This is a genomic window from Prolixibacteraceae bacterium, assembly GCA_019856515.1.
GTDB lineage: Bacteria > Bacteroidota > Bacteroidia > Bacteroidales > Prolixibacteraceae > Halosquirtibacter > Halosquirtibacter xylanolyticus.
Genome location: CP082230.1, coordinates 4,665,301 through 4,683,704 on the forward strand (window position 1 = coordinate 4,665,301; position 18,404 = coordinate 4,683,704).

General features: G+C 36.6%; 15 protein-coding genes. 8 read left to right on the forward strand and 7 right to left on the reverse strand.

Translation table 11 applies throughout. The features are described 5' to 3' along the window. Positions 1-268 precede the first annotated feature (268 nt). Both K5X82_17060 and K5X82_17065 read left to right on the forward strand, forming a co-directional pair. Positions 269-1,150: a phosphatidylserine decarboxylase gene (locus K5X82_17060; GenBank protein ID QZT36924.1), complete on the forward strand. Its 882-nt coding sequence runs from the start codon at positions 269-271 to the stop codon at positions 1,148-1,150. Positions 1,151-1,805: 655 nt separating this feature from the next. Next, positions 1,806-2,471, forward strand: coding sequence for a DUF6266 family protein (locus K5X82_17065; protein ID QZT36925.1), 666 nt, complete (start codon positions 1,806-1,808; stop codon positions 2,469-2,471). 413 nt (positions 2,472-2,884) lie between these two features. Here the strand turns inward: K5X82_17065 and tnpA are convergent, their stop codons facing one another. Beyond that, positions 2,885-3,331, reverse strand: a complete 447-nt coding sequence (gene tnpA / locus K5X82_17070) for an IS200/IS605 family transposase (protein ID QZT36926.1) — start codon at positions 3,329-3,331, stop codon at positions 2,885-2,887. Positions 3,332-3,943: 612 nt separating this feature from the next. Between tnpA and K5X82_17075 the strand changes: the two genes are divergently transcribed. The 4 genes from K5X82_17075 to K5X82_17090 all read left to right on the forward strand — a co-directional run bounded on the left by K5X82_17075 (position 3,944) and on the right by K5X82_17090 (position 6,664). Beyond that, a complete protein-coding gene (locus K5X82_17075) occupies positions 3,944-4,120 on the forward strand; it encodes a hypothetical protein (protein QZT36927.1) in 177 nt (58 codons plus the stop codon). 470 nt (positions 4,121-4,590) lie between these two features. After that, positions 4,591-4,794, forward strand: a complete 204-nt coding sequence (locus tag K5X82_17080; protein QZT39149.1) for a helix-turn-helix domain-containing protein — start codon at positions 4,591-4,593, stop codon at positions 4,792-4,794. Positions 4,795-4,907: 113 nt separating this feature from the next. Continuing rightward, the gene (locus K5X82_17085; GenBank protein ID QZT36928.1) at positions 4,908-6,011 is read left to right on the forward strand and encodes an AAA family ATPase; all 1,104 of its coding nucleotides are present in this window, start codon (positions 4,908-4,910) and stop codon (positions 6,009-6,011) included. Continuing rightward, positions 6,008-6,664: a DUF4276 family protein gene (locus K5X82_17090; GenBank protein ID QZT36929.1), complete on the forward strand. Its 657-nt coding sequence runs from the start codon at positions 6,008-6,010 to the stop codon at positions 6,662-6,664. The genes K5X82_17085 and K5X82_17090 overlap by 4 nt, the downstream gene beginning before the upstream one ends. A gap of 637 nt (positions 6,665-7,301) precedes the next feature. Here the strand turns inward: K5X82_17090 and K5X82_17095 are convergent. From K5X82_17095 to K5X82_17120, 6 genes are all read right to left on the reverse strand, one after another. Beyond that, entirely contained in the window at positions 7,302-7,916 is a 615-nt protein-coding gene (locus K5X82_17095) for an RloB family protein (protein ID QZT36930.1), read from the reverse strand. Positions 7,917-7,922: 6 nt separating this feature from the next. Beyond that, positions 7,923-9,197 carry an ATP-binding protein gene (locus tag K5X82_17100; GenBank protein QZT36931.1) on the reverse strand — a complete coding sequence of 425 codons (1,275 nt, stop codon included), beginning with the start codon at positions 9,195-9,197 and terminating at the stop codon, positions 7,923-7,925. A 1,036-nt stretch (positions 9,198-10,233) separates the two neighbouring features. After that, positions 10,234-11,058: a hypothetical protein gene (locus K5X82_17105; GenBank protein QZT36932.1), complete on the reverse strand. Its 825-nt coding sequence runs from the start codon at positions 11,056-11,058 to the stop codon at positions 10,234-10,236. Beyond that, positions 11,059-11,943, reverse strand: a complete 885-nt coding sequence (locus K5X82_17110; protein QZT39150.1) for a DUF488 domain-containing protein — start codon at positions 11,941-11,943, stop codon at positions 11,059-11,061. Between the two features lie 858 nt (positions 11,944-12,801). Continuing rightward, complete coding sequence (locus tag K5X82_17115) at positions 12,802-13,167, reverse strand: transposase (protein QZT36933.1); 366 nt, start codon at positions 13,165-13,167, stop codon at positions 12,802-12,804. A 779-nt stretch (positions 13,168-13,946) separates the two neighbouring features. Next, positions 13,947-14,738 (reverse strand): hypothetical protein, encoded by a 792-nt coding sequence (locus K5X82_17120; protein QZT36934.1) that lies wholly within the window; start codon positions 14,736-14,738, stop codon positions 13,947-13,949. 401 nt (positions 14,739-15,139) lie between these two features. Between K5X82_17120 and K5X82_17125 the strand changes: the two genes are divergently transcribed. Then, positions 15,140-16,675, forward strand: a complete 1,536-nt coding sequence (locus K5X82_17125; GenBank protein ID QZT36935.1) for an ATP-binding protein — start codon at positions 15,140-15,142, stop codon at positions 16,673-16,675. Between the two features lie 37 nt (positions 16,676-16,712). Further along, complete coding sequence (locus tag K5X82_17130; GenBank protein ID QZT36936.1) at positions 16,713-17,798, forward strand: hypothetical protein; 1,086 nt, start codon at positions 16,713-16,715, stop codon at positions 17,796-17,798. Positions 17,799-18,404: the final 606 nt, after the last annotated feature.

An 18,404-nucleotide genomic window follows, 5' to 3' on the forward strand; every position in this document is an offset into this window, starting at 1 on the left:
ATAATAGAGTCGATAAAATCAGAATGATCAGATCGATCGGTTTTATTGATCCATAGGTATCTTAATTAGAATGGTTGAATATCAATAGATTTCAGTCAATGGTCCCTTTTGGAGGGAATTAAAACAAAATCTGGGTTATATTAGTTATATCTACATTAGTGTAGTGCAACATCTATTGCTCATCGAAAAAAAATAAAATAATATCGATGAGGAGATGAATTTATTCCAGATTTATGTTTAACTTAAATTATATTTTTATTTTTGAAAAATGAAACAAATTCAATATATCGATAGAGAAAGTGGTCAATTATGCATCGAGAAAATTCCCGGTGAAAAATGGCTTAAATGGTTGTATAACAAACCATTTGGTCGTTTAAGTTTGCACTATTTGATTAAGCGTAAATTCATCTCTTCCTATGTCGGAAAGTATATGGATACACGCAAGTCAACATGTTATATCAGCGACTTTATAAGGAACCATGGTATCGATCTACTTGAATACAAGAAAGAGAAGCTAGAAGACTACAAAACCTTTAACGACTTCTTCTGTCGTAAAATCAAACCGAGTGCGCGTCCTATTGACGACGATTTTGTCTCTCCAGCAGATGGAAAAATACTTGCATTTAAGAACATACGCAACGTCAAAGAGTTCTTCGTGAAAGGGGCCTCGTTTAACCTAGAAGAGTTCTTGGGATCAGAAGAGTTAGCTGACAAATATAAGGATGGAAGTATGATTATTGTGCGTCTAGCACCTAAAGACTACCACCGTTACCATTTTCCAGCCGATGGTATTATCCGCAAAGCGAATGATATCAAAGGACACTACTACTCCGTATCTCCCTTGGCGCTACAGAAAAGTTTGAGAATATTTTGTGCCAACTGTCGTAGTTATAGTATTCTGGAAACCCAAAAATATGGTGATGTGCTCTATTCAGAGGTAGGAGCAACCTTTGTAGGGTCAATTATTCAAACATATGCACCAGACAGCCACGTGAAGAAAGGGGCTGAGAAAGGATATTTCGCATATGGAGGTTCCACTCTTGTACTGCTATTTGAAAAAGGCAAGATTCAGATCGATGAAGACCTTCTTGAAAATACAGCCAATGGATTAGAAACATACGTTCCAATGGGGCGCAAGATTGCAAGCTAACATTATCTATGTTTGTATCCGAATGGTATAGGAGATGTAGTTCACTCATTTTCATCTCCTCTCCACATTTCAATAACCAAAACCAATCTGCATATTAACTTTAATGAAAGGTATATTGCAGATCCATATTATACTCCTCTGTTCTTTTGGGCCAATAAAACTGTTGGTCCAAAAGAATGTAAAGAAGCCACCGCTTCACACCTCATCTCTTGATCTTCTCGATCCCACTCGTTAAAATATCTTTCTTTATCACTACAAGTAGATATTCTGGTCTATTTCATCTGTTTTAAATAACTCCATAACCCTACCATAGAGCTACCTTCCCCTGCCTTTCATATGCCTTTCCCCTGCAAATGTTCGAGAACAATTCGATAATTGTTCGACAATCGTCCATCGTTTGGCGCAAAATGATGGACCATTTTCGGACAATAATTGGACATTTTCCAAGTCTATGCATACTAAAGGCAGGGGAAAGGCATATGAAAGGGGCTTTCAACTACCCTTTATCTCATAACAATAACAGAGTGATATTCATGTGAAGCGGGCGCAAAATCATACATAATCGCACATAAACGCACATAATCATACAGGCTTGCAAAAAAATATAGATGGTATGGAGAGAATATTATAAGTTGGAGATAAAAAATCTAAAGTTATGGCTATAATTAAAAAAGGTCACGTGAGTGGCACGGTAGGTCCAGTTGTGTTTTACCATGCATATGGTGTGGATATTGTACGTTCGCGTCCCGAATGTGTCAAACCTAGATCCCTCAAACAGTTGGCACAGCAGATGAAAATGAAGCTCACTATGTGCTTTCTTTATGGTATACGAGATATTGTGAAAATTAGTTTTCAGAGTAACAAACCCTATGTCAATGGACATATTATGGCTCGTTCAGCCATCCTGAAGACCTCCTTCATTGGAACATATCCCAACCTCTCCCTAAACTACCCCGAGATTGTTCTTAGTGGATCTTCAGAACGAATTATTCAATCCATCACGGCAAGTTACAACGGAGAGACCCTTGATCTCAAACTGCAATTTAAGCCGCGTTGGAAAGAGAACAAATACTCCCTTCTGATAGTACAACAGGCGGATGAGGAAGACCAAAGTACATATAAGCATGGCCCTTTCTCTCCATGCATAAATGACCACTACCATCTAACGCTTTGTCATCGCTCATACCATCGAGAAAATCAAAGTTTTTGGGTGATGCTGTACGATCCCCTTCATGCATATATTTATGGCAGTTGCTATCTGGAACTATCCATCCACGACACCGTCCCCAGAACTTTTAGCTATAACGACGATTTAGATTGAAGTGCACGGAGAAGGGAACCACAAAGAGACGAAGGGTTGATGTGCAAGGGGTGGAATATGGATTTCCACAGATTTTTATTGTGGTCTATCCATTAATGCTTCTACCTTCCCTGAAAGGGAAACCGAACATAGCCCAAAGGTGAAAACCATATGTTGCGCTATAGCGCAGCATACAGGTTGGAACCTTGGGTAAGAATGGTTGGAGCACAAGGATAGCACACAGATGAAACAGATCAGACTGATTTACACAGATCTTGATTGTGGTTTATCCATTAATGCTTCTACTTTCCCTGAAAGGGAAACCGAACCTAGCCCAATGGTGCAAACCGTATCTTGACCGCAAGGTCAAGCTATCGGTTGGAGCCTTGGGTAAAAATATATCCCCTGCACGAAGGGCTGAAGGCCTGACCGATTTAATCCCACAGGTATTGTTCTTGATATTCAATCCCCAATTTATTTAAAAAGAACATCAATTCTTCCTTATATCCCACCTGTTTGTGGTGATTGGGTTGATTAAGGATATATCTTTTTACCATTGAAAGGTTGCTTTTACTGACCGAGAATATTGCGTAGCCACCTTGCCATGAAAAGGATGGACTCCCATGTTTTTTCATCCATATACTAGACGGAGATTTTATTTTTGTAACCAAGGTCATGATCGGGATTGTGCGAGGTAGAGTACACAAAATATGGAGATGATCAGGATTGATATATATCGCTTCTACATGAGATTCGATGGAATGTAAGCACCCAATAATATAACGTTGTAATGCATCCCTTAGATTTTCAGGTATGAGTTTCTGAATATTTTTTGTCGAAAATACGATATGTACATGTACTTGAGATAAAGATTGTGTCATACTGCTACTTATTTCGAGACTAAACAGTCGCCCAATGATTTTGTTCAATTTGGGCCAGGCTTTCAGCCCTTGGATTATGTCGTAATATGTTTACCCAAGGCTCCAACCTGTATGATTCGCTAAAGCGCACCATATGGTTTTCACCATTGGGCTAAGTACGATCACCCCTTCGGGGCTTTTGATTGTATCGAAAGGTGTGTTCGAAATGTAATGTGAATAATACAAATCAACATGAATTTTCTTGTTAACGTGATATGATTGCTACTTTCCCTGAAAGGGAAACCGAACCTAGCCCAATGGTGAAATCCGTATGAAGCGCAAGGATGGCACACAGATGAAACAGATTTCCACAGATCTTGATTGTGGTCTATCCATTACTGCTTCCACGTTCCCTGAAAGGGAAACCGAACCTAGCCCAATGGTGAAAACCATATGTTGCGCTATAGCGCAGCATACAGGTTGGAACCTTGGGTAAGAAGGGTTGGAGCGCAAGGGTAGCACACAGATGAAACAGATCAGACTGATTTCCACAGATCTTTATTGTGGTTTATCCATTAATGCTTCCACGTTCCCTGAAAGGGAAACCGAACCTAGCCCAACGGTGTAATCCATATGTTGCGCTATAGCGCAGCATACAGGTTGGAGCCTTGGGTAAGAAGGGTTGGAGCGCAAGGGATGGGTACACAGATGAAACAGATCAGACGGATTACCACAGATCTTTATTGTGGTTTATCCTTTAATGCTTCTACCTTCCCTGAAAGGGAAACCAAACGTAGCCCAATGGTGTAATCCGTATGATGCGCTAAAGCGCTCGTGATCGGATGGAGCCTTGGGTAATAATACCTTCTCCAACACGAAGGGCTGAAGGCCTGACCGATAAATATTATCGCCACGGATTTAACGGATCGGACGGATTACCACGGATCTTGGTTGATGACCAAGAGAGGTACAACCGCTGGGAACGCTGAGCTGCCCCTCGGCATCATATGTCAGGAGAGTGTCAACTTATTATTGTTTCATGGAGGTGTGGAGGCACGATGCCGATGGGCAGCTCAGCGTTCCCAGCGATTGTCACGCCTTGCGAATTATGATGGATACTTGGTAATGGTTTTTGTCGTTATTGAAGATGGATGTACGTGATGTGTAATATTAAATTTCATCAAATCAAATAATTTATGAAATCTCGTCAAAGTTTCATAAATTAGCCTTTAGGTTAAAAAAATACACGTAATTTGCGTATTATGGTTAAGCGAAAACATATAAATAGGGTTAAAATTGTTCTTGCGGAGAAAGCCAAGACGAACAAATGGTTAGCAGAGCAGTTGGGCAAAAGCTTAACGACAGTTTCGAGATGGTGTACCAATGAAACACAGCCAAGTATTGAGACAGTGGTAGAGATCGCCGAGATATTAGATGTGGATGCAAGAGAATTAATTGTGTCTACCAAACAGAATAAACAATAGAGGCAGAATAATACCTATTGAATGATGTGATGATTTAATGGGTATTATGTCATCATTATGATCGTAAACATAGAAATATCCATCATTATATACGCTTTTAAATCTGAATGACTATGATAGAGTATGTTGAAATAGAGGGGTTTAAATCCATAAATAAATTAGGATTAGAGTTAAAGCCTATCAATGTTTTTATTGGAAGTAATGGAGCTGGTAAGAGTAATTTTGTCTCTTTCTTTAAGATGATACATGCTATCTTTAACCAACAGCTACAGCGTTATGTGATGGAGGAGAAGAGTGATAATATACTTCATTTTGGAAGGAAATATTCGAAGCATCTGTTTGGTAAGATAATCTTTGATGAATCCAGTGACCATAATAATGCGTACTGGTTTAGAATGGGACAGACAAACCAAGGGGGATTGTTTATTGAAGAAGAAGGTTCTGGTTATAATGTAGATAGAGAGGACAATGATACAAATTATTTTATTAAAACAAATAGACTTGAAACTTCCATCACAAATAGTTCATTTGTAAGAGATCGCTATTTGAGAAAAGATCTATCAGAGATCCAGATCTATCATTTTCATGATACGTCAGCTACCTCTATGTTGCGAAGAGAGTGTGATGTGAACGATAATAGGCATCTGAAGACGGATGGTCGTAATTTACCTGCTTTCCTCTATTATCTTCAACAGGTTCATCCAAAACTTTTCTTGCGTATTGAGAAAACCATTCAATCTATCGCTCCCTATATTAATAATCTAATCTTAGAGCCTAGACGTTTAAACCCGAATGAGATAGAGTTGCGTTGGGTAGAAAAAGGAGACCCAGATTCAAACTTCTCAGCCTATCAGTTTTCGGATGGTACATTGAGGTTTATTGCTTTGACGACTGTTCTGATGCAACCAGAACCTCCCAATGTTATTGTGATTGATGAGCCTGAGTTGGGATTACATCCTCAAGCAATTCAGAAATTAGCTGGTCTGATCAAAATGACATCCAATAGAACCCAATTAATACTCTCTACCCAGTCGGTTAACCTTGTGGACTGTTTTGATGTCGACGATGTGGTGACAGTGGATCGAAATGAAGTGGAGAATCAATCGGTATTTCATCGTTTAGATCAATTGCAACTGTCAGAGTGGCTTGAAGAGCATACTTTGGGTGAGTTATGGGAACGAAATATTATTAACTCTGCTCAACCTTTCTTAAAATGAAAAGAGTCGTAATCATAGGAGAAGGCCCTACAGAGCAAGAGTTTTGCAAGGATCTGTTGCAACCATTATTTAATGAATATCAGTGTTATATTCAGGTGCCAAAGATTAAGAAATCACAAGGAGGTATCGTTCATTGGAATAGCCTAAAGAAAGAGATTGCGCTTTATCTAGAAGATCGAAGTGTGTATGTCACCACTCTACTCGATTATTACGGTATAGAGTCCAAACATGAATTTCCTAAGTGGGATGAGGCTCAAAATATTGTGGATAAAACAAAGCGAATGGATTTTTTAGAACAAGCCATGGCTGACGACTTAGATTCATCGGTTCGTTATCGCTTTATCCCATATCTTCAATTACATGAGTTTGAAGGGTTGTTGTTTAGTGATGTCCAAGTCATTGAAGATAATTTTGAATTGAACGAATTTAATGATCTTCCCTACCTAAAAGATACTGAATTACACTATTTAAATCCAGAAGATATTAATAGTGGTAAAGGTACTGCTCCTTCAAAACGATTAGAACGTATCTTTAAGAATTATAATAAAGTTGTCTATGGTTCTTTGTTGGCAAGTGCGATTGGCTTAGGTAAGATAAGGAGCAAATGCCCAAGATTTAATCAGTGGATAGATAAGCTGTTATCTTTAAAATAAAAGAGTATAGACTATTGGTAATACTCTTTTCTACGGATCTTTATTTGAACCATGATGCTTGGTAGAAACGCAATGCTTGCGTCTAAAATCTCAGCCACGGATTCAACGGATTAGACGGATTTCCACGGATCTTTTTTTTACCGCTAAGACACAAAGACACGAAGGGTTGGAGCGCAAGAGATGGGAACACAGATTTCCACAGATCTTTAGGGAACCACGAAGACACAAAGGGTTGGAGCGCAAGGATGGCACACAGATGAAACAGATCAGACTGATTTCCACAGATTTTTATTGTGGTTTATCCTTTAATGCTTCTACCTTCCCTGAAAGGGAAACCGAACCTAGCCCAATGGTGCAAACCGTATCTTGACCGCAAGGTCAAGCTATCGGTTGGAGCCTTGGGTAAAATATATACTCCTCACACGAAGGGCTGAAGGCCTGACCGATTTAATAATATTGCCAATAGAGTAGAGCTGTACCTTGTGCTTCAACTCTTCATGCCTTAGTGGTGAATTTTCCTTTTGCACTTCAATATGCTTCATGATGTCGAGCTGGTTCAGTGCTTCCAGCGGTGTCTTCTGACTTTACATGAATTCGTGGCCTACCCCTTGCACCACAAACTTGTTTAGTGACTATTTTATTGGTTGTTTTTTTGTTTTTCGAATTCTCTAATAATATCAGCAATTTTAGTAAAAGGGAAATGTTCTCCAACATTTCCTTTTTGATATTTTTTTAACCCTTTTTGTGCATGTGAACAAGCCTTATCAAGGTCTCCATTACTCATAAGTTGCTTGAACCATCGATCTTCTGTTAAGTATTTTATTTTTTTCTTATAGTCGGGGATATGCTTCTTTAGGTCTTGTTCAATTTGCTCATAGTTGAGATATTCTTTGGTTGTGTATGTAAAATGCAACAAGAACCAATATTCGATGCTAGGCATACTATCGCATATAAATACCCCTTCTTCATCTTTGTATTTATCAACTAGCTTTTTGAACTGTGCTTTTTTATTCTGGTTAATAATGGTGTCGTAGTCTGTAAGGAAGAATATTTGGTCGCAACCACCAGAGATAAGTTCGTCGATAATATCTTCTGCTTTTTCAATTCCTATGTCTGCAAATAGTGATGGACGGATACTGTATTTGTACCCCTTTAGATCTTTTAGGTGCTTTAGATACCACTGTTCTGTTATTCCTTCTCCAAGTACGGCATATTTTAAATTGAGTCCTCTACCTTTTCGTTTTCTACTCATGATTTCTTACAATTGAGGAATTCCACCAAATTTACCTAATTTATATGCATTGAAATATGATAATTCTTTGCGGAAATTAAAGTCAGACAAAGAAAAAAGATCCGTAGCACCATTTTTAAGTTTCTCGGTAAACCATATTCCATCTTTACGTAAGATATCTTTCTCGTTTAATAACGACATATTATGAGTGGTAAAGAGTAGTTGGGCTTGATCTGATTTTTGAAGAAATTCTTTTAAAAAATGATTTACCAATAGAGGATGTAGTGCTGAATCAATTTCGTCAATTAATAAAATAGCATTGTTTTTTATTGTATGATAGAAAGGTGCAGACAGGCCATAATAACGTAAAGTTCCTTTTGATTGTAGCCTTTCAGATAGTATAAAATGTTCTTCTTTTTCGTTGTTGATAATTCTATGTGTAAACATTTTTTCATCATAATGAAGCCCTTTTTCACTCTTAATTTTCTCTTTTACTTCGACAGGAAGCGTGGAAGACTCGATATCCTTTAAAATAGAATCGGGTATTTCCTGAACTTTATCAATGAAAGAGACATCTGTGATGTTGAAATCAGCCTCTTTCAAGAAATTCAAAGTGTGAGATTTTGCTTCAGGATTATCTTTAATTGCGCTATCTGAATATTCGGTTAATTCAGTGTAAGGATTAATAGAACTTAAAAATTGGTATTCTAGCCAATTGTTCACAATATCCAATTCCGGGATTGAAGTATTTACTTGATTGTAGGCAGCAATTACAGAGGTGTTAATTAGTGTTTTAAGCTCGATGGCTTCTTTCGCTTGATCAGAGATTTTAATTTTAGAACCGAATTCAACAATTGAGATGTTTTTTTTAACATCAAGATAACGATCGAAAATAATTGCAGGTCTAGTTCCTGGGTAGAAATAGAGTTTTTCGTTTATTACACTATTATGGTTTATAATTAATTGATACTTGTGTCTTGTTTTGTTTGCATAAAATATTAATTCAAATTCACCTGGATGATTTTTTGTATCATCAAACATGAAAGGGATGAAATTAGTTTCCGATCTCTTTTCTTCTGGAATGCTATTTGTGAAGTCGTTTAGAAATTCGAAAGCATTAATCAAATTACTTTTCCCTGATGCATTTGCACCGTATATCATCGCCATTTTTAATAGGCGTGTTCCATCCGCTTGTTCCGCTACATAATAGTCTTCAAGAGTCTTGTCAGCTGTTGCCTCGAAGCTGAACACCGTTTCCTCTTTGAATGAAAGGAAATTCTTTATTTTAATCTCTTGGATCATCTATATCTGTTTTTGTGTAATTATATATACAAAAATAGCAAATAAAAAGTTCGTTACAATGTTATATATTTAAAGATTGTAATTTATTTGCAATATTTAAATATATCGCTTCTACATGAGATTCGATGGAATGTAAGCACCCAATAATATAACGTTGTAATGCATCCCTTAGATTTTCAGGTATGAGTTTTTGAATATTTTTTGTCGAAAATACGATATGTACATGTACTTGAGATAAAGATTGTGTCATACTGCTACTTATTTCGAGACTAAACAGTCGCCCAATGATTTTGTTCAATTTGGGCCAGGCCTTCAGCCCTTGTATATGTGTCGTATCTGTTTCCCCAAGGCTCCAACCTGTATGATGCGCTTTAGCGCAACCTAAGGTTTCCACCATTGGGCTAGGTACGATCACCCCTTCGGGGCTTGTGGATGGATCGAAAGATGTGTTAGAAATGTAATGTGAATAATACAAATCAACATGAATTTTCTTGTTAACGTGATATGATTGCTACTTTCCCTGAAAGGGAAACCAAACATAGCCCAATGGTGTAATCCGTATGATGCGCTAAAGCGCTCATGATCGGATGGAGCCTTGGGTAAAAATACCCACTCAACACGAAGGGCTGAAGGCCTAATCGATAAATATTATCGCCACGGATTTAACGGATTAGACGGATTTCCACGGATCTTTATTGTGGTCTATCCATTAATGCTTCCACGTTCCCTGAAAGGGAAACCGAACCTAGCCCAACGGTGTAATCCATATGTTGCGCTATAGCGCTCATGGTCGGATGAAGCCTTGGGTAATAATATTCTCCCCTACATCCAAGGGCTGAAGGCCTGACCGATAAAATATTATTGCCTCGGATTAGACGGATCGGACGGATTACCACGGATCTTTAGGGAACCACTTAGGCAAGAAGGGTTGGAGCGCAAGAGAGGTACAACCCCTGGGAATGCTGTCGGCATTGTTGGAACATACGAGATGGAATATTTTTGAGCTTAACCTATTCTCTCATGGAACTATACTCCTTTATGTCATGTTTTCAAATAAGGATAATTGTGGTTCTTTGGGAGGGTAAAATGTCCCAATGATAATAAACGGATTTGGGGCTCTTAATTGGTTGAGTTTTGTGGTGCCAAGAAAGAAATAAAGCTCTTTCTTTGATTTGAATTCATCCCAATATTTCTTTTTAACGTCGTGGCGTGCGGCTTCTTCATTACCATTATGATGACGTAAACAGTTCCAGTATAATGCACCGAGTTCCCAGTCTTCGTTCATCAAGGTACTCTGTCTTCCATTACAATCTTCAAATTTATAACTGAACTTGTATGGTAATTTCTTTACTACCTGAAACTGTTTGTTATCTTCAAATAGTTTTCCCTGTTGAAGTGATGCTTTTTGGTTACTGTTCCATTCACGTTCTGTCTTTTCGATAATAAAGTCTATAATTTTAGTTGGTTTAAAAACTGCTAACGAGGTATATAATCCTTCTGTTTTAGATTCGGTAATTAGCATTGAAAGATCTGTATAGCAAGTTTTAAGCAGCAGTGCCTTTCGTTCAGCCCATTTGTTTTTTGTTCCTACTCTTTCACCATAGGAAATAAGATTATCAACGTCTATATTGGTAGGTCTAAAGCTTTCGGGTCTAAAATCACTCGTGTTTTTCACCAAATCGATTTCGATCCACTGATATTTCGGATACTGCTCGGCATATGCCAACTTCCGAAATGGAATGGGATAAATACGTATCCATTTACCTTCTCTTGTGATGCCTGCGGTACATACCGTTTCGTCGTATTTGATCGAGATAGAAGGGTATGTTTTGACTGTGATTAAGACCCATGTTTTAGCCATTTATATATGTTTTACGGAGTATTCAAATCCATTTAAAGCTTCTATGGTATGAGCCAAATGTTTTCTGTGGCATTGATGAATATTCTTTTCGAAGCATGTCAGTGCTATACGCTTTTGTTCTTTCAATAATTGCAAGATCTCTTTAAGCTTTTGTTTCTCCTCTTTAAGTACCGTATTGGTATAGTTCAAGAATAAACTATCATAGTCAGCTTGTGTATGCAGCTCCTTCCTCTTTTCCGATATAATACCCACTTCAGGGATGTGAAGAAATTGGATACCAACACCTTCGCATGCCTTACTTAATTGTGATTTGCTAAATCCAAATTTCATACTAAATGAGTTTTTACGAACATCACAAAGTACACGAACATCATTAATAAGTAGCTTGTTTATGTAGGTTTCAAGTGAGATTCCTTCGTATCCAATGGTAAATAGGATGGTGTCTGTACCTTCTCTTCTTTGCAATGATATTCTTTCAAGCTCTATGTTATCTAGAATCTTTTCGGCAATACGACTCTTGGTGGCGTAATATGGGTAGTTTTGGTAAGTATGCTTGATTAATTGTTCCGTACTCATCTCTCCATACTCTCTTTTAATGGTCGATAAGATATTTTTATCCTCTTTTTTAAGCGCTTCCGCATAAATATTTTTATCCAAACATACCCACTTGTCGTTATCTTGGGTGACGAGGTTATATTTACATAGCGTTAAGAGATCAGCGTTGGCTTGAAATGAATAACATCCGTATTTGTAAGGAACAAAATCAAAGCTTTTTGATTCTTGTTTGCGTGTGAATAAGAACAGTAATTTCTGTAAACGATACTTGTTTAACTCTCCTTCAAATGATTGTAATAGTGCTAAAATTATTTTCCTTCTGTAATACATTCCTTTCATATACGTTCCCTATCGCTTGTTGTTTTTGTGATATATCTGTCTTTAAACCACGAAATTACTGCTCTTTTTCATATGAAACAAGCTTAGATTGTTGAATGTTCGTTTGGTGCTACATATCAGACGGATTTCCACAGATTTTTAGGTAACCACTTAGGCACGAAGGGTTAGAGCGCAAGGATGGCACACAGATGAAACAGATCAGACAGATTTCTACAGATCTTTATTGTGGTCTATCCATTAATGCTTCCACGTTCCCTGAAAGGGAAACCGAACCTAGCCCAATGGTGCAAACTGTATCTTGACCGCAAGGTCAAGCTATCGGATGGAGCCTTGGGTGAAATATACACTCCTCACACCAAGGGCTGAAGGCCTGACCGATAAAATATTATTGCCACAGATTTAACGGATTAGACGGATTTCCACAGATTTTGATTGTGGTTTATCCGTTAATGCTTCTACCTTACCTGAAAGGAAAACCGAATGTATATCAATGATTTTGTTCAATTTGGGCCAGGCCTTCAGCCCTTGTATATGTGTCGTATCTGTTTCCCCAAGGCTCCAACCTGTATGCTGCGCTATAGCGCAACCTAAGGTTTCCACCATTGGGCTAGGTACGATCACCCCTTCGGGGCTTTTGATTGTATCGAAAGGTGTGTTCGAAATGTAATGTGAATAATACAAATCAACATGAATTTTCTTGTTAACGTAATATGATTGCTACTTTCCCTGAAAGGGAAACCGAACCTAGCCCAATGGTGCAAACCGTAGCTTGACCGCAAGGTCAAGGTGTTGGTTGGAGCCTTGGGTAAAAATACCCACTCAACACGAAGGGCTGAAGGCCTGACCGATTTAATCCCACAGGTACTGTTCTTGATATTCAATCCCCAATTTATTGAAAAAGAACATCAATTCTTCCTTATATCCCACCTGTTTGTGGTGATTGGGTTGATTAAGGATATATCTTTTTACCATTGAAAGGTTGCTTTTACTGACCGAGAATATTGCGTATCTACCTTGCCATGAGAAGGATGGGGTTCCATGCTTTTTCATCCATATGCTAGATGGAGATTTTATTTTTGTAACCAAGGTCATGATAGGAACTGTGCGAGGTAGAGTACACAAAATATGGAGATGATCAGGATTGATATATATCGCTTCTACATGAGATTCGATGGAATGTAAGCACCCAATAATATAACGTTGTAATGTAAGCACCCAATAATATAACGTTGTAATGCATCCCTTAGATTTTCAGGTATGAGTTTCTGAATATTTTTTGTCGAAAATACGATATGTACATGTACTTGAGATAAAGATTGTGTCATACTGCTACTTATTTCGAGACTAAACAGTCGCCCAATGATTTTGTTCAATTTGGGTCAGGCTTTCAGCCCTTGGATTAAGTCGTAATATATTTACCCAAGGCTCCAACCTGTATGATGTGCTATAGCGCACCATATGGTTTCCACCATTGGGCTAGGTACGATCACCCCTTCGGGGCTTGTGGATGGATCGAGAAGTATCGATTGTTATTCCAATTGAACGAAGTCATGCTAGACATAGAATACGGATAACACAGAATGAACTGATCAATATGGATATTAAATGAACCACGAAGGGTTGGAGCGCAAGGATGGCACACAGATGAAACAGATCAGACTGATTTCCACAGATTTTTATTGTGGTCTATCCATTAATGCTTCCACCTTCCCTGAAAGGGAAACCGAACCTAGCCCAATGGTGTAATCCGTATGATGCGCAAAAGCGCTCATGGTCGGATGGAGCCTTGGGTAAAATATACCCCCAACTTGAAGGGCTGAAGGCCTGACCGATAAAATATTATTGCCAGGGATCGGACGTATTAATAGTTATTAATGCGAATCAAGGGTTCAAAACATAATTAAGAAACGTTGCAGTTAGTTTACCGAATGCATGTACCATTAATCCTTTTGTAGACCTTACTTTACTAGCTCTTTGTATATCTGTTTTTTCGATTAGCCAAGAGAACATTGCTTCAATAGGTTGTCTAATTTTAGATACAGCTCTATTATACAAATCATCGCTGCTTTTATTCTTTGTTTGATTATCAAAGGCATTCCTTTTACTGCCTTAATAGGTGTCAACATTTCTGAATTATACTGATTCTTCACATGCTGTTTAAATTCATTATGCATGTAAATTTTATCTCCGAAGAAGGTTCTGTTCCGCATCTCCGACCATCTCTCCTTGTAGACGACAATATCGTTCACAGATGCAGGTGTAAAAAGGACTTGCTCTGGAAAAGGTAAAGCATCTTGTCGTCTTATCCCCAGCATATGAAGTTTCATGCCATAATAGTAAACTCCTTTGGTAGAGCAATAGCCTTTATTGGTTACTTCATTGGCCACCTTGCCTTTGCGTTTGCCAGAACACGTTATAATTGGCATCGAATCAAGTAAACATTGATCGATAATACAATCATTAGGCTGAGTGTCTTCAAGTAATAACTCAGACAATCTTGTAAAAGCTCCACCTAAACGATTAAGGCGATTACAAAATGCTTGATAAGATCCTAAATTTGGAAACCAGTCAGACAAGTAATCACATGCAAATTTATGAATTTGATTTATCTTGGTGTATTCTTGATATTGAACACCAAAAAGATATATTGTCATCACCTCTTGATCAGTAAAGCAAGGGGAGTTATTGTTACTAAATCGTTCACAATAATATCTTAACTCATCGAAATAATAACAAATTAGATCGTATATTTTTATTAAATTGAAGTCCTTATCCTTGATTATCATATTTTAAAGTCGCTTTGAAAACAACTATAAGATACTGATTTTCAAGGATAAAAACAATATAAAAATCTGATATACAGGCGATTAAATTGATTGATTCGATGTAAAATCCAATCCTTTATTCGCATTAATAATAGTTCTATTTAAACTAGTCTCGTGTTAAACATCTTTTTCTTGAAAAATGAAGAAAAAATTGACATATTCAAAAGTGTAACCAATTATAAAAAATAGTGGGATTATATTGAAATAATATTAACAAATGTATATATTTGTAAAACACAAAGAGGGCTGATATAAAAATTATATTATTATATCAAGACTCACAAAGTTGATAACAATATTTTGTGCCAATACATGATATTGTTGAGGAATGCAATAAATAAGATTAAAGCAACTATTATTAAATGAAAAAAATCGGATTTAAGAATCTACGAAGTCTTAAAAATATAGAGGGTATTGAAATATGTCCTCTTACTGTAATTGTTGGTAAGAATAGTTCAGGTAAGAGTACTTTTTTGAGATCGTTTCCTCTATTAAAACAGTCATTGGATACAAAAACTAATAGTCCAATTTTATGGTATGATCCTAGTTTTGTTGACTTTGGTAGTTATGCCGAATGTATTAATAAGCATGCTAGTAGTAATGATGATATCGTATTTTTGTATGAATTTAAACTAGATCGCAAAAATGATCGAGGATTTCTATTTTTTAATAATCGATTTGTAGATATAGATGCTAATATTTTATTAAAGTTGCATATTAAGATCGAAGATAAAAAAGAGTTTGTTAATCTAATAGAGATTAAGATTGATGAGTCGTTAATTGTTATTGATATTAATTATGATTATGGGGTTAATAGTATCGTGATTAATGACAGAGAGTTTTCACAAAACAATGAGTTCAAAACAATTTCACTTTCTATTAATAAAATATTACCGCTACTAACTTTATCGAAAAAAGAGAGAATAAATTTTTATGGTAGTGAGTATGAACCTTCGTTATTTAAAATATTAGAAAAATTGACTAAAAGTGGAACGAAGAAGGAGACTCATGTATCAATGCTTAATAATTTTGAATTAGGAGGGTATGAAACTTTCTATAGTTCTTTACGGAGTGATAAAAAATCACCAAAATCATGGCATACAAGTTTGGAAAAACTAGATAAAGAAGACTCTATATTAAAAGAGCTTCATAATTTGTATTTATTGTCAAATATAAATAAAATATTAGAAAGTTGTGATCACTATCTCACGAGATATTATGAACACGTCTATTATGTCGCACCTGTTCGAGCTACTGCAGAGAGGTATTACAGACAGCAGGGGTTAGCTGTTAATAGGATTGATCCTAGAGGAATAAATCTGCCGATGTTTCTTGAGAGCCTTTCAAAGAAAGAGTTTGTTAAATTCCAAGAGTGGACACGAACGAATTTAAAGTTTGAACCAGTGGTTTCGACAGTAGGTGGTCATCTGTCAATTAGTCTGAAAATAAATGAACTTGAAATAAATCTTGCTGATACTGGATTTGGGTTTTCTCAAATACTTCCTATTGTAACACAATTGTGGGCAATTACACGAAAACGAAAAATGCCAAAACAATTAAATAGATCTATGGGGCCTATAACATTTGTTATTGAACAGCCAGAATTACACCTTCACCCGAGACTGCAGGCGTTACTGATAGATACCTTTGTAAAGGTAATTAACACGTCAAAGAAGGAAAGTATAGAAGTGAAAATAATTTTTGAAACTCACAGTGAAACGATGGTAAACAGACTGGGACATCATGTGGCTAATGGAAATATCTCAAATGAGCTTATAAATATATCGATCTTTGATTCGGAGGGTTTTGAAACTACAATCAAAAATGGTAAATATGATAGTAAAGGGCGATTAACAAATTGGCCAATAGGTTTCTTTTATCCAGATATAATAGGTTAGTATGTTATTCGAGATACATAATTCAATTCAGAGTAATTTGAGTAAGCCTTGTTGTATACCTGATTTTATCTATTCTTTAGAGAATTTAGCTACGGCAATTAGAGAAGGTAAACATTTACTTTCTTGTGAACTAGAAATATTGAAACTGTTAGCAGGTTTTTCTGGGATTAGTCCAAGTGCTCGTGCTGTTTACCATCATTTATACCATAATTTTTCAACCAATTATTATGACGAAATTGTAGACAGGACAGTGTTGCTTTATACTGGCAAAGCTATTGTAAACGATAGAGGATTCTCGATAGATATACTTGAACTGAAAAATTCTAATTTTTTGAGTAAGTCTATTTTATTGACGGAAAACTTAACAGATACTTACTTTTATGAGTATATAGCAAAGAAATATTTACGACATAAAGATTATAATTTTATAGAGGTAAAATTAAAACGTGATGGTGGTGGAGGTAGTCAAGTTGCAAATAAGTTTAAAGAAATAATAGATGCTAATGAAGACTTATGTTTATGTATTTGTGATAGTGATAAAAAATACCCTAAGGGGGGTGAAGGTGATACAGTAAAGAGTCTTAGACATGTAAGAATGAATCAATCTCTATGTGAATTGTACTGTTTGAAAGTACGAGAAGCTGAAAATATTATTCCACTGTCGATCTTCAAAATACATAAACAGTATCGAAATCATAATGATTTTGACGAATTAAAAGTTGATCATCTTTTTTATATAGATTACAAGCAGGGGCTTACTAATGATAAACTATTAAAAGATCAGGATAAAAAACTGTTTTGGAAAGAGGTAATAGCAAATGTTGAACATCAAGATGGTGTGTTAATAAAGGGCGTAGGTGAGAAGTTTCTTGCTAATATTAAGACTTTGTTAACTGAGGATCATTTGATGTATCTAGAGTCCACAATATCCGAAAAGAAAAAAATGCAACAAGAAGGTAAACCTATTACAGATAAATACATCTCTATTCTAGAAGATCAATTTAAAATTTGTAAGAACCCTTATGAAAAACTTACAAAAGAGTATTATGATATTTGGGTTGAAATAGCATTAATAATAATAAGATGGTGTTGTGGTTCTAGAGGTCTTAATGTTGGAATTTAGTTAGCTGAGTTACCGTAATTGATGATGGCTCTAATAAATTAGAGTTACTTCTTTATTTTGTATCTTTCGTTATATCATAATAAGTTAAATGAATTACGTTTTATTTGATTCAAATGTTTCTCGTGTCTTTACGAAGTATTGGGGTGACTTGGACGGGAGAAAAAGGTGGCGTCTTCTTTAGGTATCCTTTGCGTGCCAATGAATTGGCACAAACTAAGTATTATTGGATGTTGAGGGGATGTCGCATTTATTTAATCCAGCATGAGAGATACAGATAGGATAAGTTGAGATCGATATATTACCATTGAGTAAGGTGATGGGGGTCGGACTTTCAGCCCTTCTGTTGATTTTTCTACCTATACCCAGCGGCGTGCCATCCTTGCACATCAACATAAATCCGTGATTATCATATTTTATGGGTCAGGCCTTCAGCCTTTTGTGTTGGTGGGTGTTTGTTTACCCAAGGCTCCAACCGATAGCTTGACCTTGCGGTCAATCTATGGTTTTCACCGTTGGGCTATGTTCGGTTTCCCTTTCAGGGAAGGTAGAAGTTGTATGGAGTTGAAATATAAGATCCGTGTTGAATTGTTGTATCTTTCGTTTTGT

Excerpts from the sequence above, each read along its gene's own strand:
- K5X82_17060 (QZT36924.1), top strand. The coding sequence starts at position 269 with ATGAAACAAATTCAATATATCGATAGAGAAAGTGGTCAATTATGCATC.
- K5X82_17065 (QZT36925.1), top strand. The coding sequence starts at position 1,806 with ATGGCTATAATTAAAAAAGGTCACGTGAGTGGCACGGTAGGTCCAGTT.
- tnpA (QZT36926.1), bottom strand. The coding sequence starts at position 3,331 with ATGACACAATCTTTATCTCAAGTACATGTACATATCGTATTTTCGACA.
- K5X82_17075 (QZT36927.1), top strand. The coding sequence starts at position 3,944 with ATGTTGCGCTATAGCGCAGCATACAGGTTGGAGCCTTGGGTAAGAAGG.
- K5X82_17085 (QZT36928.1), top strand. The coding sequence starts at position 4,908 with ATGATAGAGTATGTTGAAATAGAGGGGTTTAAATCCATAAATAAATTA.
- K5X82_17090 (QZT36929.1), top strand. The coding sequence starts at position 6,008 with ATGAAAAGAGTCGTAATCATAGGAGAAGGCCCTACAGAGCAAGAGTTT.
- K5X82_17095 (QZT36930.1), bottom strand. The coding sequence starts at position 7,916 with ATGAGTAGAAAACGAAAAGGTAGAGGACTCAATTTAAAATATGCCGTA.
- K5X82_17100 (QZT36931.1), bottom strand. The coding sequence starts at position 9,197 with ATGATCCAAGAGATTAAAATAAAGAATTTCCTTTCATTCAAAGAGGAA.
- K5X82_17105 (QZT36932.1), bottom strand. The coding sequence starts at position 11,058 with ATGGCTAAAACATGGGTCTTAATCACAGTCAAAACATACCCTTCTATC.
- K5X82_17110 (QZT39150.1), bottom strand. The coding sequence starts at position 11,943 with ATGTATTACAGAAGGAAAATAATTTTAGCACTATTACAATCATTTGAA.
- K5X82_17120 (QZT36934.1), bottom strand. The coding sequence starts at position 14,738 with ATGATAATCAAGGATAAGGACTTCAATTTAATAAAAATATACGATCTA.
- K5X82_17125 (QZT36935.1), top strand. The coding sequence starts at position 15,140 with ATGAAAAAAATCGGATTTAAGAATCTACGAAGTCTTAAAAATATAGAG.